This window comes from Streptomyces sp. NPDC005302, assembly GCF_040607345.1.
In the GTDB taxonomy this organism is placed as follows: Bacteria; Actinomycetota; Actinomycetes; order Streptomycetales; family Streptomycetaceae; genus Streptomyces.
On sequence record NZ_JBEXGN010000011.1, the window covers coordinates 50,512 to 66,424 of the forward strand.

The 15,913-nt window shown below is 71.7% G+C and carries 13 protein-coding genes; 5 read left to right on the plus strand and 8 right to left on the minus strand.

Annotation, left to right across the window (positions count from 1 at the left end; genetic code table 11):
* The gene (locus ABZT74_RS18525) at nucleotides 1–792 is read left to right on the plus strand and encodes a TetR family transcriptional regulator (protein ID WP_356436171.1); all 792 of its coding nucleotides are present in this window, start codon (nucleotides 1–3) and stop codon (nucleotides 790–792) included.
* 105 nt (nucleotides 793–897) lie between these two features.
* Here the strand turns inward: ABZT74_RS18525 and ABZT74_RS18530 are convergent, their stop codons facing one another.
* Nucleotides 898–3,315 (minus strand): MMPL family transporter, encoded by a 2,418-nt coding sequence (locus tag ABZT74_RS18530; protein ID WP_356171258.1) that lies wholly within the window; start codon nucleotides 3,313–3,315, stop codon nucleotides 898–900.
* A 172-nt stretch (nucleotides 3,316–3,487) separates the two neighbouring features.
* On the opposite strand from ABZT74_RS18530, the gene ABZT74_RS18535 reads away from it, so the two are divergent.
* The 3 genes from ABZT74_RS18535 (at nucleotide 3,488) to ABZT74_RS18545 (ending at nucleotide 7,960) form a co-directional block, all read left to right on the plus strand.
* Nucleotides 3,488–4,177: a response regulator transcription factor gene (locus ABZT74_RS18535; RefSeq protein ID WP_356436173.1), complete on the plus strand. Its 690-nt coding sequence runs from the start codon at nucleotides 3,488–3,490 to the stop codon at nucleotides 4,175–4,177.
* Nucleotides 4,174–5,628, plus strand: a complete 1,455-nt coding sequence (locus ABZT74_RS18540) for a HAMP domain-containing sensor histidine kinase (protein ID WP_356436176.1) — start codon at nucleotides 4,174–4,176, stop codon at nucleotides 5,626–5,628. Before ABZT74_RS18535 ends, ABZT74_RS18540 begins: the two co-directional genes overlap by 4 nt.
* A gap of 691 nt (nucleotides 5,629–6,319) precedes the next feature.
* Complete coding sequence (locus ABZT74_RS18545; protein WP_356436351.1) at nucleotides 6,320–7,960, plus strand: sulfatase-like hydrolase/transferase; 1,641 nt, start codon at nucleotides 6,320–6,322, stop codon at nucleotides 7,958–7,960.
* Nucleotides 7,961–8,021: 61 nt separating this feature from the next.
* Here the strand turns inward: ABZT74_RS18545 and ABZT74_RS18550 are convergent, their stop codons facing one another.
* From ABZT74_RS18550 to ABZT74_RS18560, 3 genes are all read right to left on the minus strand, one after another.
* Complete coding sequence (locus tag ABZT74_RS18550; RefSeq protein WP_356171031.1) at nucleotides 8,022–9,578, minus strand: ABC transporter substrate-binding protein; 1,557 nt, start codon at nucleotides 9,576–9,578, stop codon at nucleotides 8,022–8,024.
* A gap of 145 nt (nucleotides 9,579–9,723) precedes the next feature.
* A complete protein-coding gene (locus ABZT74_RS18555) occupies nucleotides 9,724–11,115 on the minus strand; it encodes a metallophosphoesterase (protein ID WP_356436179.1) in 1,392 nt (463 codons plus the stop codon).
* Between the two features lie 14 nt (nucleotides 11,116–11,129).
* Complete coding sequence (locus ABZT74_RS18560; RefSeq protein WP_355880546.1) at nucleotides 11,130–11,372, minus strand: hypothetical protein; 243 nt, start codon at nucleotides 11,370–11,372, stop codon at nucleotides 11,130–11,132.
* A 148-nt stretch (nucleotides 11,373–11,520) separates the two neighbouring features.
* Here ABZT74_RS18560 and ABZT74_RS18565 point away from each other — a divergent pair, with 148 nt between their 5' ends.
* The gene (locus ABZT74_RS18565; RefSeq protein WP_356436182.1) at nucleotides 11,521–12,753 is read left to right on the plus strand and encodes a D-alanyl-D-alanine carboxypeptidase; all 1,233 of its coding nucleotides are present in this window, start codon (nucleotides 11,521–11,523) and stop codon (nucleotides 12,751–12,753) included.
* A 103-nt stretch (nucleotides 12,754–12,856) separates the two neighbouring features.
* On the opposite strand, the gene ABZT74_RS18570 is transcribed toward ABZT74_RS18565, so the two are convergent.
* From ABZT74_RS18570 to ABZT74_RS18585, 4 genes are read right to left on the minus strand one after another with little or no spacing between them, the layout of a single operon-like run.
* Nucleotides 12,857–13,915 carry a YihY/virulence factor BrkB family protein gene (locus tag ABZT74_RS18570; RefSeq protein ID WP_356436185.1) on the minus strand — a complete coding sequence of 353 codons (1,059 nt, stop codon included), beginning with the start codon at nucleotides 13,913–13,915 and terminating at the stop codon, nucleotides 12,857–12,859.
* A complete protein-coding gene (locus ABZT74_RS18575; RefSeq protein WP_356436188.1) occupies nucleotides 13,903–14,427 on the minus strand; it encodes a GtrA family protein in 525 nt (174 codons plus the stop codon). The genes ABZT74_RS18570 and ABZT74_RS18575 overlap by 13 nt, the downstream gene beginning before the upstream one ends.
* Complete coding sequence (locus tag ABZT74_RS18580) at nucleotides 14,424–15,368, minus strand: decaprenyl-phosphate phosphoribosyltransferase (protein WP_356436191.1); 945 nt, start codon at nucleotides 15,366–15,368, stop codon at nucleotides 14,424–14,426. Before ABZT74_RS18580 ends, ABZT74_RS18575 begins: the two co-directional genes overlap by 4 nt.
* The gene (locus ABZT74_RS18585) at nucleotides 15,361–15,912 is read right to left on the minus strand and encodes a phosphatase PAP2 family protein (protein WP_356436194.1); all 552 of its coding nucleotides are present in this window, start codon (nucleotides 15,910–15,912) and stop codon (nucleotides 15,361–15,363) included. Before ABZT74_RS18585 ends, ABZT74_RS18580 begins: the two co-directional genes overlap by 8 nt.
* Nucleotide 15,913: the final 1 nt, after the last annotated feature.

Genomic DNA, 15,913 nt, shown 5'->3' on the forward strand with positions numbered 1-15,913 from the left:
GTGCCAGCACCGACAGACAGTCCCATTCCCGGCGAGTCCCCCTCCGCCTCTCCTGCCCCGGCGGGCAAGGACGCGGGCAGGAGCCCCGGCAAGAGCGAGCAGACCCGCGCCCTGATCCTGGAGACGGCGATGCGGCTGTTCCAGGAGCGGGGCTACGACAAGACGACCATGCGGGCCATCGCCCAGGAGGCCGGGGTCTCGGTCGGGAACGCGTACTACTACTTCGCCGGCAAGGAACACCTGATCCAGGGCTTCTACGACCGGATCGCGGGCGAGCACCAGGCGGCCGTCCGCGAGGTGCTGGACCGCGAGACCGACCTGGAGGCCCGGCTGGGCGGCGTGCTGAAGGTGTGGCTGGACATCGCCACGCCGTTCCACGAGTTCGCGGTGCAGTTCTTCAAGAACGCAGCGGACCCGGACAGCCCGCTCAGCCCCTTCTCGCCCGAGTCGGAGCACGCGCGGGCGGAGGCCATCAGCGTCCACAAGGAGGTGCTGGCCGGGGCGAAGACGAAGGTGCCCGAGGAACTGCGCGAGATCCTCCCCGAGCTGATGTGGCTCTCCCAGATGGGGCTCGTCCTGTACTGGGTCTTCGACCGTACGGAGGGCCGCGAGCGCAGTTACCGGCTCGCCGAGCGCGGTGCGCGGCTGACCGCACGCGGTGTCTCACTGGCCCGGTTCCGGCTGCTGCGTCCCCTCGTCCACGAGGTGCACGAGCTGTTCACGGACTTCCTGCCGGGGATGACGAAGGCGCTGCCCGACCCGGCGAAGAAGCAGGGCCAGAAGGAGACCTGAGGGGCCGTCGGAGGGTGCGCCGCGAAGGCTGCCGGGGAACGGCGTAAGGGGCGCCCGTCCATGACGGGAACCCCTTACCCACGCGGTTCGCGGGTGACCGCGGCCTCAGTTGACCGCGTCGGCGTCCACCTCCCCCGCCGTCAGCTCGATGTCGTGCACCAGCGGCTCGTCGGCCACCACGACGTGCCGGGCCCGCGCCCCGTACGAACGGGCGGTCGCCGAGAGCAGATACGTGCCGGGCGAGGGGACCGAGACGATGTACGAGCCGTCGGCCAGCGAGGTCACGCGGTCGAGCTGACGGCCGCCCTTGGACAGCAGGGTGAGGACCGCGCCGTCGACCGGCACTCCCCCCGCGTCGCGGACCAGACCGTGGACGACGTTCGCGCCGCCCCCGGCGGGGGCCGGCTCCTCGGCGGGCGGCGCCTCGGCCGGTTCGACCGCCAGGTGCGGCAGCCGCTTCTCCAGCCCCGCGGGGAGCCACCAGTTGGAGTCGCCGAGCAGGTGCATCGCGGCCGGCACCAGCGCCGTACGCAGGATGAAGGCGTCCAGCGCGACGGCGGCGGCGAGCCCGACACCCGCCATCGCGGCTCCCGAGTCGCCGCTCAGGACAAAGGCCAGGAAGACACAGACCATGATCAGCGCGGCCGAGTTGATGACCCGGCTGGTCTCCGCCAGGCCGACCCGCACCGCCCGCGCGTTGTCCTTGGTGTGCACCCACTCCTCGTGCATGCGGCTCACCAGGAACACCTGGTAGTCCATGGAGAGTCCGAAGAGGAGCGAGAGCATGATGACGGGCAGGAAGGCGTTGATCGGGCCCTCCTTGCCGAGGCCGAGGAGCTCCAGGCCCCAGCCCCACTGGAAGACCGCGGTGAGGACGCCGAAGGACGCGGCGGCCGCGATCAGGTTCATCAGCGCGGCCGTCAGCGGGACCACCAGTGAGCGGAAGGCGACCAGCAGGAGCAGGAAGCCGAGGCCGATGATCGTGGCGACGAAGTACGGCAGCCGGTCACCGGTGATCGTGGCGAAGTCCTTCGACACGGCGGTCACACCGCCGACGTGCGCCGTCGCGCCCGCGTCCGGGATCACCCGGTCCCGCAGGGTGTCGATGAGCTCGTCGGTCCGCTGCGACTGCGGTGACGTCGTCGGCACGACCTGGATGACGGTCACACCGTGCGCGGGCGGCAGCGCGGCGACCCGGGCCACGCCGGACGTACCGTCGATGCCCTTCACCAGGGCGTCCGTGTCACCCGCGGTCACCACCACCTGAAGCGGCCCGTTGAAGCCGGGACCGAAGCCCTCGGCGAGCAGGTCGTAGGCCTTCCTGGTGGTGGTCGTGGCGTCGTCGTTGCCCTGGTCGGTGGCGCCGAGCCGCAGCGACAGGACGGGGATCGCGAGGATCGCCATGACGGCCACGGCGACGGCGGCGATCGTCCTGGGGCGGCGCTGCACGGTCGAGGACCAGCGGGCCGCGGCGCCGCTCGTCCGCTCCGGCTCGGGGCCCCGCTCGGCGAGCCGGCGCCGCTGGCGGCGGCTGAGCACCCGTACGCCGAGCAGGCCCAGCAGCGCCGGCAGCAGCGTGGTGGCCGCGAGGACGCTGAACACGACGGTGAGGGACGTCCCGATGACCACGCCGTCCAGGAAGCGCAGGTTCGTCACGAGCATGCCGGCGAGCGCGATGCACACCGTGCCGCCCGCGAACAGCACCGCCCGGCCGGAGGTGTTGAGGGCGACGACCGCCGACTCCTCCGGCTCCATGCCGCGCAGGATGCCCCGCCGGTGCCGGGTGACGATGAACAGCGCGTAGTCGATGCCCACGCCGAGGCCGATCAGGGTGGCCAACAGCGGTGCCAGGTCCGGGATGTCGGTGCTGTGGCTGAGCAACTGCGTGGAGAACAGGCCCGTACCGACACCGAAGACGGCGATGCCGATGGGCAGCAGCATCGCGAAGAGCGAGCCGAACGCGAGGAAGAGGACCAGCGCCGCGGCCAGGATGCCGACCATCTCGGCGAGCCCGGTGGGCGGTTCCTGCACCCGCTGGATCGCCTGACCGCCCAACTCGACCCGCAGACCGTCCCGTCCCGCGTCCCGGGCGGTGTCGAGGACGTCCTGGACGAGTTCCTTGGGTACGGCGTTCGCCTGCTCGGTGAAGGTGACCTGGGCGTACGCGATGTGGCCGTCCCTGCTGATCTGCGCCGCGCCCCGCTCCCCCTCGTACGGTCCCGCGACCGCGCCGACGCCCTTCATGCCGGCGATCTCGTCCAGCGCGGGCTGGATCCGGGAACGGACGGACGCGTCCCTGACCGTCCCCTCGTCGACCTTCCACACCACCGTGTCGGTGTCCCCCGCGCTCTCCGGGAAGGCCTTCTCCATCTGGTCGTACGCGCGCTTGGAGTCCGTGTTCGGGAGGGAGAACACGTTCGCGTAGTCCGTGCCCGCGGTGGTCGCCGCGAAGCCCAGACCGAACAGTGCGCCCACCCACAGCAACAGGACCACCAGCCGATGCCGATAGCACCAACGTGCCAATGCCGCCACGCTCAACGCTCCTTATCCGGTCGGTCGATCGATCGGTCCCCCAGGTCCTGCGCACCAGGATCGACGGCGCCGCGCGCCCGGGGACACGACGCGCCCATGACTCTCAAGGAACTCCAAAGGGGGAACCGCCCCCGCTGTCGGCGGCCCCGCCGATACTGGGGGCATGAGCGCACACGAGGGATCCACGGTCCTCGTCGTCGAGGACGAGCCGAGCATCGCCGACGTCCTCACGATCGCGCTGCGCTACCACCGGTTCGAGGTGATGGCCGCCGGGACCGTCCGCGAGGCCCTCGAACTCGCCGAGCGCACCCGCCCCGACGCGGCCCTGCTCGACATCATGCTGCCGGACGGCGACGGCCGGGCCCTCGGCCGTGAACTGCGGTCGCGCCGCCCCGGACTGGCCATCGTGTTCCTCACCGCGCGGGACGCGCCCGCCGAGATCGTCGGCGCGCTCGGGTTCGGCGACGACTACATCACCAAGCCGTTCAACATCGACGAGGTCGTCGCCCGCATCACCGCCGTCCTGCGCCGGACGCGGCCCGACGACGTCCTGCCGCAGCGCCCGCCCCTGCGGTACGGCGATCTGGAGCTGGACGAGACGACGTACCGCGTGCACCGCGCGGGCACCACCGTCGAACTCACCCCAACGGAGTACGCCCTGCTGCGCTTCCTCGTCCGCAACGGGGGGCGGATCGTGCCCAAGGAGCAACTCCTGCGCCACGTCTGGCAGTACGAGCACCCGGCCGAGTCCACCGTCGTGGAGACGTACATCAGCTATCTGCGGCGCAAGCTCGAACCGCTGGGGCCGCCGGTGATCCAGACCCGGCGGGGCGTCGGATACGGACTCGCATGAGGCCGCCCGCCCTGCCCTCGCTCCCCCGCCCGCGCTGCCGGCACGGCGTCCACTCGCTCCGCGGCCAGCTCACCCTCGCGAACGTCGCGCTCCTCGCCCTCGGCATCGTGACGGCGACCGCCGTGAGCCTGATGGGCATGCGGCACTACCTGCTCGACCAGGTGGACGCCCAGCTCGCCAAGACCCGCGACTCGCTGGGCGTTTCCCGACTCACCATGAGCCAGATCGACTCGCTGACCGCCCTGGCCTTCGTCCGGGACCGGATCGGGCCCGCCGTGGACGACTCGCCCACACCGGACTCGCTCTTCGCCGCCGTCGACCGGCGGGGCCGGGCCGTCGAGGTGGCCGGCTTCGAACCCACCGGCACGCAGCGCGCGTTCGCCGCCGCCGTGGACGAACCCGGAGCGCTCGCCCGCGACGGCGACCCGCACGACATCTCCGTCCACGGCGCCGACTACCGGGCGACCGGGGCCCGTCTCGCCGACGGCACGTACGTCCTGTTCGCCACCTCGACCGACGGGCTGCACAAGGGCATCGCGAAGGCACTCAAGCTCGATCTGACCGTCGGCACCCTGCTGTTGGCCCTCCTCGCCTGCCTCACCATGTTCAGTGTGCGCCGCAGGATGCTGCCGCTGGAGGCCATGGTGGAGACCTCGTCGGCCATCGCGGACGGCGACCTCACCCGGCGGGTGCCCTCCAGCCACCGTCCGACCCAGGAGGTCGAGCAGCTACGGCTCGCCCTCAACTCCATGCTCCAGCAGGTCGAGTCGGCGCACCGGACCCGCGAACGCAGCACCGCCCAGCTGCGCCGCTTCGTCGGCGACGCCTCGCACGAACTGCGCACCCCGCTGGCGGCGATACGCGGATACCTCCAGCTGTACGACAAGGGGATGCTCACCGACCCCGTCGAGCGCAGACGCGCCTGGGACCGGATGAACGGCGAGGCCGACCGGATGAGCCGCCTCGTCGACGAACTCCTCACGCTGGCCCGGCTCGACCAGCGGCCGGAACTGCGCTTCCGGAGCGTCGACCTGAGCCGGCTGGTGCGGGACGCCGCCGAGGACCTGCGCGCCCAGCAGCCCGGCCGTCCGGTGACCGTGGACGCCGACGGCACCCTGCTCGTCCAGGCCGACGAGTCCGGGCTGCGCCAGGTGCTGGGCAACCTCGTGGGCAACGTCCGCACCCACACACCCGCCGACGTGCCGGTGCGGATCGCGCTGGATCGCTCGGACGGTGTCGTACGGCTGTGTGTCGCGGACAAGGGTCCGGGGCTCGCCGAGGCGGACGCGACACGGGTCTTCGACCGCTTCTTCCGGGCGGGCGGCGGCGCGGGCAGCGGGCTCGGCATGGCCATCGTGCAGGGCGTGGTGACGGCCCACGGGGGCAGCGTCGCCGTGCGCACGGCGCCCGGCGAGGGTCTCGACGTGACGGTGACCCTGCCGGTGCGGTGAGGCGGCGGTGTCCGCGGATGCCCCGGCCGCGGTTCGCAGGACGCGCCCGCCGGGGCTGAGGCGCCCCTCCGGTACTGCTGTGACCTGCGGGAACGGACTTGGGCAGATGCTGACCCGGGCGATTGAACACCGGCCCGCACGGTCCCGTACACCACGACGAGGACGGCACCGGTCTCCACGCCCGGGTCCGTCACGCCACCACCGCGCCGCGCACGGAAGGACCGCCGGGTTGTCGTTCACATCGAGCTCTCGACAGCTGCCGAACACGGACGAGACGCCGGAACGGGAGACGCCCGAACCGGGCGCACCCTCCCCGGGGCCCGAGCAGACCGCGTCTGCCCCCGACGGCGGGCAGACGCCCGCCACCGAGGAGCCGGCGGACGGCGCGACCCTCACGGAGCCGGAGCCGGAGCCGGACGCCGCCGTACCGGAGGGCGGGCAGGACGCGTCCTCGCCGGTGCCCGAGGAGCACGCCGAAGCGTCCGGCGGCGCAGAAGCCGCAGACGAGGGGGACGGCGACGACGGTCGCCAGGATGCTCACCCCGCGAGCCCCTCCGACGGAGGCGGGACCGGGGGCGCGGACGTGGAGACGGGTGCGGGCGCCGCGACGGACGCCGCCGGGGGTGACGCCGGGAGCGAGGACGGTGGCGACGACGGGAGCGCCGGAGAGGCGGCCGCCGCGGGCGGATGGCTGCGGAGGCGGTATCCGGTCGCCGCTCGCGTCCTCGGGTGGACGGTGACCGGACTGGCCGCCGTGCTCGTGCTGTTCGCACTGCTCATGCCGAGCCGGGCGGACCAGTTCCACCCGGCACAGTTCCTGCGCGTTCCGGTGGAGGCCGTGTTCGGCGCGGCCCTGGTGCTCGTTCTGCCGCGCAGGCCGCGGATCGCCGTAGCGGTGGTCGCCGGGCTCGCCCTCGGCGTCCTGACCGTCCTGAACCTCCTCGACGTCGGCTTCAACGAATACCTGGGCCGGGGCTTCAACGTCGTCCTCGACTGGGCGCTCTTCAGCGACGCGCAGGCCTACCTCCAGGACACCTTCGGCAGCGGCGGAGCGCTCGGCATCGCGGTGCTGGCCGTGGTGCTCGTGATCGCCGTCCTGGCCCTCATCACGCTGTCGGTGGTCCGGCTGGGCAACCTGGTGGCCCGGAACCACGAGGTGGCGACGCGCACCACGCTGGTGGCGGCCATCGTCTGGGTGACGTGCGCGGCGCTCGGCGCGCAGTTCACCGGCGTGCCCATCGCCTCCGAGCATGTCGCGCTGGCCGTCCAGGACCGGGCGCACCGGGTCCGCGACACGATCCGGGACGAGGCCGAGTTCGCGAAGATCGCCAAGAAGGACACCTTCGCGAACACGCCGCCGGACCAGCTCCTCACGGATCTGCGCGGCAAGGACATGATGATCACCTTCATCGAGAGCTACGGCCGCAGCGCCATCGAGGACCCGGTGATGGCGCCGGGTGTCGACGCGACCCTGACCGCGGAGAACAAGAAGCTCACCGGGGCCGGGTTCGCGGCGAAGAGCGGCTGGCTCACGTCGGCGACGTACGGCGGCAGCAGCTGGCTCGGCCACTCGACGTTCCTGTCGGGCCTGTGGATCAACAACCAGCAGCGCTACCGCACCGTCACCGCGGGCGATCACCTGACGCTCCCCGGCGCCTTCAAGAAGACCGGCGCCTGGGACACCGTCGGCGTGATGCCGGGCGTCCAGAAGGCCTGGCCCGAGCAGAAGTTCTACGGCATCGACAAGCTCTACGACTCCCGCGACCTCGGCTACCGGGGCCCGAAGTTCAGCTGGTCCACGATGCCCGACCAGTACGCGCTGACCGCGTTCGAGCGCCTGGTGCACGGCAAGAAGCACGACAAGCCGCTGATGTCGACGGTCATCCTGACGTCGAGCCACCAGCCGTGGGCCCCGATCCCCAAGACGGTCCCCCAGGACCAGGTCGGCGACGGATCGGTCTACGACGCCATCGAGAAGGCCGGCAAGAGGCCCGGGGACATCATCACCAGCTCGCAGAAGTCCAAGGAGGAGTACGGCAAGTCCATCCAGTACTCGGTGACGAGCCTCATCGACTACCTGGTGAAGTACGGCAACAAGAACACGGTCCTGATCTTCCTCGGCGACCACCAGCCGATCGCCCGGGTCAGCGGCAACCACGCCAGCCGTGACGTACCCGTCTCCATCGTCGCCAAGGACCCGAAGGTGCTCGACAGGATCGCCGACTGGGGCTGGACGGACGGCCTCCAGCCCGAACACGGCGCGCCGGTCTGGAAGATGAGCGCGTTCCGCGACCGCTTCCTGACGGCGTACGGATCGACTCCGCACTCCTGACGGCCCTCCCGCGGCGGCACCCGTGGCGCTCCCCGCGACGCCACGGGTACCGGCGGGACCGTCAGATCCAGACCAGCCTCCACAGCCGGAAGACGCCGGTGCCGTCGGACAGGTACTGGCCGCCGCCGACGTCCTCGCTGCTGAGGACGTAGTCCTTGCGCTGCCACAGAGGGATCAGCGGAACGTCCTGCGCGACGGACTCCTGGAGGCGGCGGAAGGCGTCGGTCGTCCTGCTGCGGTCCTTCTCCTGCTGGGTCTCCCGGATCAGCCGGTCGACGTTTTTGCTGCTGTAGCCGTTCTTCATGGAGTTGCCGGTGCCGACGAGGGGCGCGCCGAAGGTGTCGGGGTCGGGGTAGTCGGCGACCCAGCCGACCGCCCAGGCGTCCAGGGAGCCCTCGGCGTAGCGCTTCTGGAATTCCGTCCACTCGTAGCCCTTGGTCGTCACCTTGAACAGGCCGCCCGCCTCCAGCTGCTGCTTGAGCTCCGTGGCCTCCTCGCCCGCCGCGCCCCGGCCCTCGGCGAATCCGTAGGTGAACCGCACGGGCAGCGTGACTCCGGCCTCGGTCAGCAGGGCGCGTGCCTTCTTGGCGTCCGGTTTCGGGTAGGCGTCGAAGAAGGACGTCGAGTGACCCGTGATCCCCGCCGGTATCAGCCCGTACAGCGCCTCGGCGGTCCCCTTGTACGTCCGCCCGACGAGCTGCTCGCGGTCGATCAGCGAGGCGACGGCCTGCCGGACCAGCGGATCGTGCAGCGGCGAGGACGCGCGGACGTTCAGGACGAGGTTGCGGGTCTCGGCGCTCTCGGCCTCCGTGACCCGGCGCTTCGGGTCGCTCGGCGAGAGACCGGCGAGCATGGCGGGTGGCAGCTGGCGGGCGGCGACGTCGAACTTCTTCGCCTTCCAGGCGGCCTCCAGGGCCTGCGAGTCGGGGTAGTAGCGCAGGACGACGGGCTTGCCGCCCTCCTTGACGGCGCCTTCGTAGCGGGAGTTGGGCGTGAGCACGGCCTGCTGGTTCTTCGCGTACTTCTTCAGCGTGTACGGGCCGGTGCCGTCCGCGTCGGTGCCGGTGCGCAGAGCGCGCTTGGGGTAGCGGGTGTGGTCGACGATCGACCCCGCGCCGGTCGCCACCTTGAACGGGAAGGTGGCGTCGGGTGTGGACAGATGGAAGGTGACGGTCTGCCCGCTCGCGTCCACGCTGCCCAGCGTCGACAGCAGCGAGGCGGGCCCCACCTCGGAGTCGATGCGCTTGACCCGTTCGAAGGAGAACTTCACGTCCTCTGCGGTCATCCGGCGTCCGCTCGGGAACGTCACGTCGTCGCGGAGCGCGCAGCGATAGGTCCGCAGCCCGGAATCCGCGAACGCGCACCTCTTCGCGGCGTCCGGTACGGGTTCGGCGCCGCCGGGCTCGAACGTCAGCAGCGACTGGAACAGGTTGCTGAACAGGGCCCAGGACCCGGCGTCGTAGGCACCGGCCGGGTCGAGCGAGGTGACGGCGTCCGTCGTGCCGACCGTGATGGTGCGGTCGGTGTTCTCCTTCTTCGGCAGCAGCTGCCAGCCCGCCACACCCACGCCCGCCAGGACGAGTAGTACGGCCATGACTCTTAAGCGAACCGATCTCATCGGTGCCCTCCCCAAGGCCCACCGCAGGCCACTCCCCTGGTGACGCGGATCACCTAATCACAGGAGTTTCAGGAGGGGAGGCGGTTTCGGGAGAGTGTTCGACAACGATCTGGGCGGTCCTCGCCGGACGCCTCACAGCAGGCTCTCAGGCTTCTCGCGAGGCCAGCTCCACGACCGTGATGTCCGAGGGCGCGCCCACCCTGGTCGGCGGCCCCCAGGCGCCCGCGCCCCGGGAGACGTAGAGCTGGGTGTCGCCGTAGCGCTCCAGCCCCGCGACGGTCGGGTTGGCGGCGGCCGCGATGAAGTTCCCGGGCCACAGCTGTCCGCCGTGGGTGTGTCCGGACAGCTGGAGGTCGACGCCGTGTCGTACCGCGTCGTGGATCTGGACAGGCTGGTGGGCGAGCAGGACGCAGGCCCGCGCGGTGTCCCGGTCGCCGAGCGCCCTGCCGAAGTCGGGACCGTGCCCCTCGCTCTCGCCCTGGACGTCGTTGACGCCGGCGAGGTCGAATCCGGCCAGCTCGGTGCGGGCGTTCTCCAGGGGGTGGATGCCCAGCTCCCGTACCTCCCGGAGCCACTGCTCGGCCCCGGAGAAGTACTCGTGGTTCCCGGTGACGAAGTAGGCGCCGTGCCGGGCCCGCAGCCCGGCGAGCGGGGCGGCCGCGGGGCCGAGGTTCTTGACGCTGCCGTCGACCAGGTCACCGACGACGGCGATGAGGTCCGGCTGCGTGGAGTTGATGGTGTCGACGACCTTCTGCGCGAAGCCGCGCCCGAGCACCGGCCCGAGGTGGATGTCGCTCACGACGGCGATACGGAACCCGTGGGCGGACCGCGGCAGTTTGGCGAGCGGCACGGTGACCCGCTTCACCGCGGGCCCGCGCAGCACCCCGTACGTGCCGTATCCGACGGTGCCCACGGCGGCAGCGGCGACGGCACCGCCGACGACGCGCGAGACGAACAGGCGGCGCGACGGGGCCGTGAGGGGGCCGCCGACGGGGGCCGCCGTGTCCCCCGCTGCCACCGGCCCGCCGGCGGCGGGCTCAGCGGGCTCGGCGGCCTTCGTGGAGGCCGGTTCGGCCGGGGCCGGTTCCGTCGGGGCCGGTTCCGTCGGGGCCGACGCGCCCGGGGTACGTGACGATCCGGGAGTCGCGGCGTGCGCCACGGCTTCGGAGTCGGTACCGGTACCGGCTTCCGTTCCGGTGGCCCGGCGTGTCGCGGTGCGGCGGTCGAGGGCCCGTCGCAGGAGAGGCCGTACGAGCTCGCCGACCAGCAGCGCGAGCAGAAGGTAGAGCGCCAGGGCCATCCACAGGAACCCGGGCCAGCCCAGGGTCCGCTGCAACCAGAAGGGGGCTCCCGCCCGCTCGCTCACCACGGCGCCGAGCATCAGCAGCGGCCCGGCGACGAAGACGGCGGAACCCACACGGCGGGCCGTTCCGGGGCCGGCCGTGGTGTCCCGCACCAGGCGGCGCCAGGCATACCAGTGGAACCCACCGAGTACGGCCAGCGCGGCCACACCCACCAGCACGAACACGACGACCATGGCGCCCGCCCCCGCTAAGAGATCCGGCGCGAAGCGCGCACGCCGCGCAACCCGATGACCCCGACGACCGTCCCCAAGGCAAAGGAGACGACGGCCAACGTCAGATGCACCCAGAAGTAGGCCGTCGGATCACCCGCGTCGTCGAACGCGAGCCCGCTGCCGTCCTTGTACAGGTTCTTGATGAAAGTGACCCAAATGACCCAACTCCACACCCCGAAGGCGAGCAGGAACCAAGAGATGGGGCGGCTGAGCTTCATGGGTTCAGTATCGCCGTCGTCGGCCGTGACCCGGCGCCGGGGTGCGGAGGGCATGGACACCTCTCCGTACGGCGGCGGGACTTCCCACCCTCGGCCATGTAATTTCTCGACCGTGCCCGCCTCGAAAAAGACCATCAAGCGATCCCTGTTGGTCACTTCAGCCACCTTGTTGACCCTGTCCCTCACCGCGCCCGCGTTCGCGGACGCCGACACGAGCCCCAAGGCGTCCCCGTCGGCCTCGCCGTCCGCCACTCCCCCGGCGAACATGTCGACCGTCGGCGGCGAGCAGCTCGGCCTCCCCGGAAGCCAGGCGAACCTCGGCAGCGGTGTGCCGGTGCTGCCCAAGGACGTCACCGCCCGCTCCTGGATCGTCGCCGACGCGGAGTCCGGTGACGTCCTCGCCTCGCACAACGCGCATTGGCGGCTGCCCCCGGCGAGCACGCTGAAGATGCTGTTCGCCGACACGCTGCTGCCCAAGTTCCCGAAGAGCACCTCGCACAAGGTGGTCTCCTCCGACCTGGCGGGCATCGGCTCGGGCTCCAGCATGGTGGGGATAAAGGAGAACGAGACCTACTCGGTCCACGACCTGTGGCTCGGTGTCTTCCTGCGGTCCGGCAACGACGCCGTGCACGTGCTCTCCGCGATGAACGGGGGCGTCGACCAGACGGTCCGGGACATGCAGGAGCACGCCGAGGACCTCCAGGCGCTCGACACGAACGTGGTGAGCCCGGACGGCTACGACGCGAGCCGCCAGGTGTCGTCGGCCTACGACCTGACGCTGTTCGCCCGTTCGGGTCTGCAGAAGAAGGACTTCCGGGAGTACTGCTCGACGGTGCGCGCGAAGTTCCCCGGCGGGACGGCCAAGAACGCGAAGGGCCGGACGACCCGCGAGTCCTTCGAGATCCAGAACACCAACCGGCTGCTGACGGGTGACAGCGATGTCACCACGTACCAGGGCATCGCCGGGGTGAAGAACGGCAACACCACCAACGCGGGCGCCACGTTCACCGGTGTCGCGGAGCGGGACGGCAAGGTGCTGCTCGTCACGGTCATGAACCCGGAGAAGAGCGAGCACAACGAGGTCTACAAGGAGGCGGCGCGGCTCCTGGACTGGGGCTTCGAGGCCTCGGGCAAGGCCCAGCCGGTGGGTGAACTCGTGCCGCCCAAGGGCGTCGACACCTCCGCACAGCCGGGCGCGACGGCCTCGGGCGGAGCCACCCCCGACGCCTCGAAGAAGCCCGTGACGGCCTCCTCCGCCTCGGCGAAGGGCGGTTCGAGCGGTGTCGGCATCGCGCTCGCCATCACGGGCGGTGTCCTCGTCCTGATCGCCGCGGGCGTCTACCTCGTTAACCGTCGCTGGCCCGGCCGCTCCAAGAGCTGACGGGCCGCCGACGCCGCCCCGTCGGGTACGAGGAAGTCCCGGCGCCTGACAGGCGCCGGGACTTCCTCGTACCCGGGGCGTCACGCGTCCGCTTCCCCGCGGATCACGCCGTACGGCGTCCGGCCGCCGGTTCGTCCGGGCCCACCGGTGCGTCCGGTGCGTCCGGTGAATCCGCGGTGCGGGCTCCCCTCGCGGCTTCGGCGTCGGCGTCGCTTCCGGCGGTCTCCGCGTCGGCCCGTGTCTCCCGCGCGTCCTGTCCCGACGTCGTCGGCGTGTCGGAATCCGCGGGCTCCCCGTCCTGCCCCAGCTCCTCCTCCTTGCTCCGCGTCGCCGTCCACGCGGCGCAGAAGAGGAGGAGTTTCGAGGTGAAGTTGATCCACAGGAGCAGTGCGATCGGCACCCCGAAGGCGCCGTACATGCTCTTCGAGGCCACGCCCCGCATATAGCCGCTGAGCAGCAGCTTGAGCAGTTCGAAGCCGATCGAGCCGATCAGCGAGGCGACGATCAGCCGGCGCCGGGGCGGCTGCACACCGGGCAGCAGCGTGAGGACGTACAGCAGGACGAGGAAGTCGGCGAGGACGGCCACCGCGAAGGCGATGGCCTGGAGCAGCACGCTCCCCCAGCCGTTCTCGTCGATGCCGATCTGCCGCGAGGACCAGCCCACCGCCGTGGACGCGAGCGTGGAGACGGCGACGGTGAGGAGCACGGCGCCGCCCAGGCCGACGAGCACACCGCCGTCCTTGCCCTTGCGCAGCAAGGGGTTCTCCTCGGGGTCCGGCAGTTCCCAGACCGCGCGCAGGCACTCCCGCATCGAGCCGACCCAGCCGATACCGGTGACGAGCAGCAGCGCACCCGCGATGAGTCCGATGGTGCCCGCGTTCTGGACGAGGCTGTTGATGTCGAGTTGGTCGGAGATGCCCGGCACCTGCTCGGCGAGCTTGTCCTGAAGGTCCTTCTGCTGCTGGGTGCTCAGCGTCGCGGCACCGATCGCGGCGGCGACGGTCAGCAGCGGGAAGAGCGCCACGAAGCTGATGAAGGTCATCGCCGCGGCGAGCCGCGTCCACTTCACCCGGTCCAGCCGTTCGTACGAGCGCCACGCGTGCGTGGTCATCAGACGCACGACCACAGGCCCCACGCCGGGAAGTTTTTTCAGCCAGTCCATGATCCGACTCTGCCCTCGCCTCGGAAAACCAATGTGCGGGTACCCCAAAAACGCAGGACCGTGGCGATCGCCATGCCGATTCCCGCTCCGGAGACGGTGTCGGCGCGCCGCGAGGTGAACCCGAGCCCGTAATGACCGACCGCGATGCACAGCAGCTGCACCAGCGCGCCCGCGATGTTCACGGCGAGGAAGACCGCGAACCGGCGCGGGCCCCGGGCCGCGTGCCGGTAGGCCCCGAACGCGTTCCCGGCGTACGCGACCGAGCAGCCCGCCAGGAACGAGAGCGCCTTGGCCGTCAGCGGATCCAGACCCACGGGACCGCGCAGCCAGAGGAAGAGGCCGAGGTCGGCCGCGTACGCGAGGAGGCCGGCGGTGGCGAACCCGGCGACCTCGCGGAGGAAGCGCGCGCGGGGACCCGGTCCGGCCGGGGCGACCGTTCGGACGTCCGGTTGTGCGGCGGCCTCCCCGAGTGCGGCGGGCCCGGAGCCGGCGGGGTGCTCGGCGACGCTCACCAGTTCGCCACCGCGAGCCCGTACATCGCGAGCCACACGAGGCCGATGACGGCGAGCGTGCGGTCGTGCAGGACCACCTCCTCCGGCTCACCCGCCGTTCCCCGGTCGGCGAAAACGGCGTAGCGCAGGACGGCGAAGATGAACGCGACCATGGACAGCTGGCGCCAGGGCAGCGCACCGGTGCTGGGCACGCTTCCCTGCTCCAGGGCCCACAGGCAGTAGCCGAGGACGGACACCCCCGCGGCCAGCTGCCACACGAAGCGCAGGTAGCCGGTCGTGTACTCGGTGAGCAACGCGCGCGTGGCGCCCGCGTTCCCGGTCATCTGCACGGCCTCGGAGTATCGCTTCGCCGACACCATGAACAGCGCCCCGAAGCCCGTGGTGATCAGGAACCAGCGCGAGAGGGGGATGCCGAGGGCCAGGCCGCCGACCATCGCCCGCATCAGGAACCCGGTGGTGACGACGACGAGGTCCACGACGAGCACGTGCTTGAGGCTGACGCAGTACGCCAGCTGCATGCCGATGTACGCGGTCAGCAGCGCGCAGACGGCCGGCGGGCAGAGCAGGGCGGCCAAAGCGGGGGCGAGGGCCGCGAGGGTGCCCCCGACGGCGTAGGCGACGGGGACGGGGACCTGGCCCGCGGCGACCGGGCGGTGGCGCTTCACGGGGTGGGCACGGTCGGCGGCCGCGTCCCGGGCGTCGTTGATCAGGTACACGGCGGCGGCGCAGGCCGTGAACAAGGCGAAGACGATCGCGAGTCGGCCGAGCGCGTGGAGGGAGAACAGCCGGCCCGCGGCGGCCGGGGCGGCGACGACGAGCACGTTCTTCACCCACTGGCGGGGGCGCGCGGTTCGGACGAGGCCACGGACGAGTCCGGTCAGGCTTCTCGGGGGCGGTGTGAGGCCAGGGACGCGCTCCAGGAGCGCCGTGCGCTCAGCCATGGCGCACCCCGATCCACCGGGCGCCCAGTCCGGCCGCCGCGGCTCCCAGGGCGGCGCCCGCGGCGACATCCGTCGGGTAGTGGACACCGACGACGAGACGCGAGAGGCACATCGCGGCGGCGAGCGGCGCGGCGACGGGCGCGAAGGGCGCTCCGAAGGCGACGGCGGCGGCCACCGCGGAAGCCGCGTGCGAACTGGGGAAGGAGTGCCGTCCCGCCGTGCGGACCAGGGGTGTCACATGGGTGGGGCGCGGGCGGCGCACGATCCGCTTCACCGCCATGCTCGCGAGGTGCGCGGTGGCGGTGAGGGCGCTCGCGCGCAGCCAGGCGCCCCGGCGTTCCCGGTCGACGGCCGCCCCCGCCAGTCCGGCGGCGAGCCAGAGCGCGCCGTGTTCGCCGCTCCAGGACAGGGCGCGCGCGGCGGCCGCGACGCGCGGGTCGTCGCCGTAGGCGTGGACCATGGACAGCAGCCGCCGGTCCATGCCGTCGAGCCCCAGGGCCGTGCTGTCATCGCACCGGTCCACGCTGTCGATGCCGTGGTCCATG

What these genes read in the sequence shown, in the direction of transcription:
- ABZT74_RS18535 (WP_356436173.1), top strand. Translation starts at nt 3,488, where the DNA reads ATGAGCGCACACGAGGGATCCACGGTCCTCGTCGTCGAGGACGAGCCG.
- ABZT74_RS18560 (WP_355880546.1), bottom strand. Translation starts at nt 11,372, where the DNA reads ATGAAGCTCAGCCGCCCCATCTCTTGGTTCCTGCTCGCCTTCGGGGTG.
- ABZT74_RS18580 (WP_356436191.1), bottom strand. Translation starts at nt 15,368, where the DNA reads ATGGCTGAGCGCACGGCGCTCCTGGAGCGCGTCCCTGGCCTCACACCG.
- ABZT74_RS18540 (WP_356436176.1), top strand. Translation starts at nt 4,174, where the DNA reads ATGAGGCCGCCCGCCCTGCCCTCGCTCCCCCGCCCGCGCTGCCGGCAC.
- ABZT74_RS18570 (WP_356436185.1), bottom strand. Translation starts at nt 13,915, where the DNA reads ATGGACTGGCTGAAAAAACTTCCCGGCGTGGGGCCTGTGGTCGTGCGT.
- ABZT74_RS18585 (WP_356436194.1), bottom strand. Translation starts at nt 15,912, where the DNA reads ATGGACCACGGCATCGACAGCGTGGACCGGTGCGATGACAGCACGGCC.
- ABZT74_RS18550 (WP_356171031.1), bottom strand. Translation starts at nt 9,578, where the DNA reads ATGAGATCGGTTCGCTTAAGAGTCATGGCCGTACTACTCGTCCTGGCG.
- ABZT74_RS18555 (WP_356436179.1), bottom strand. Translation starts at nt 11,115, where the DNA reads ATGGTCGTCGTGTTCGTGCTGGTGGGTGTGGCCGCGCTGGCCGTACTC.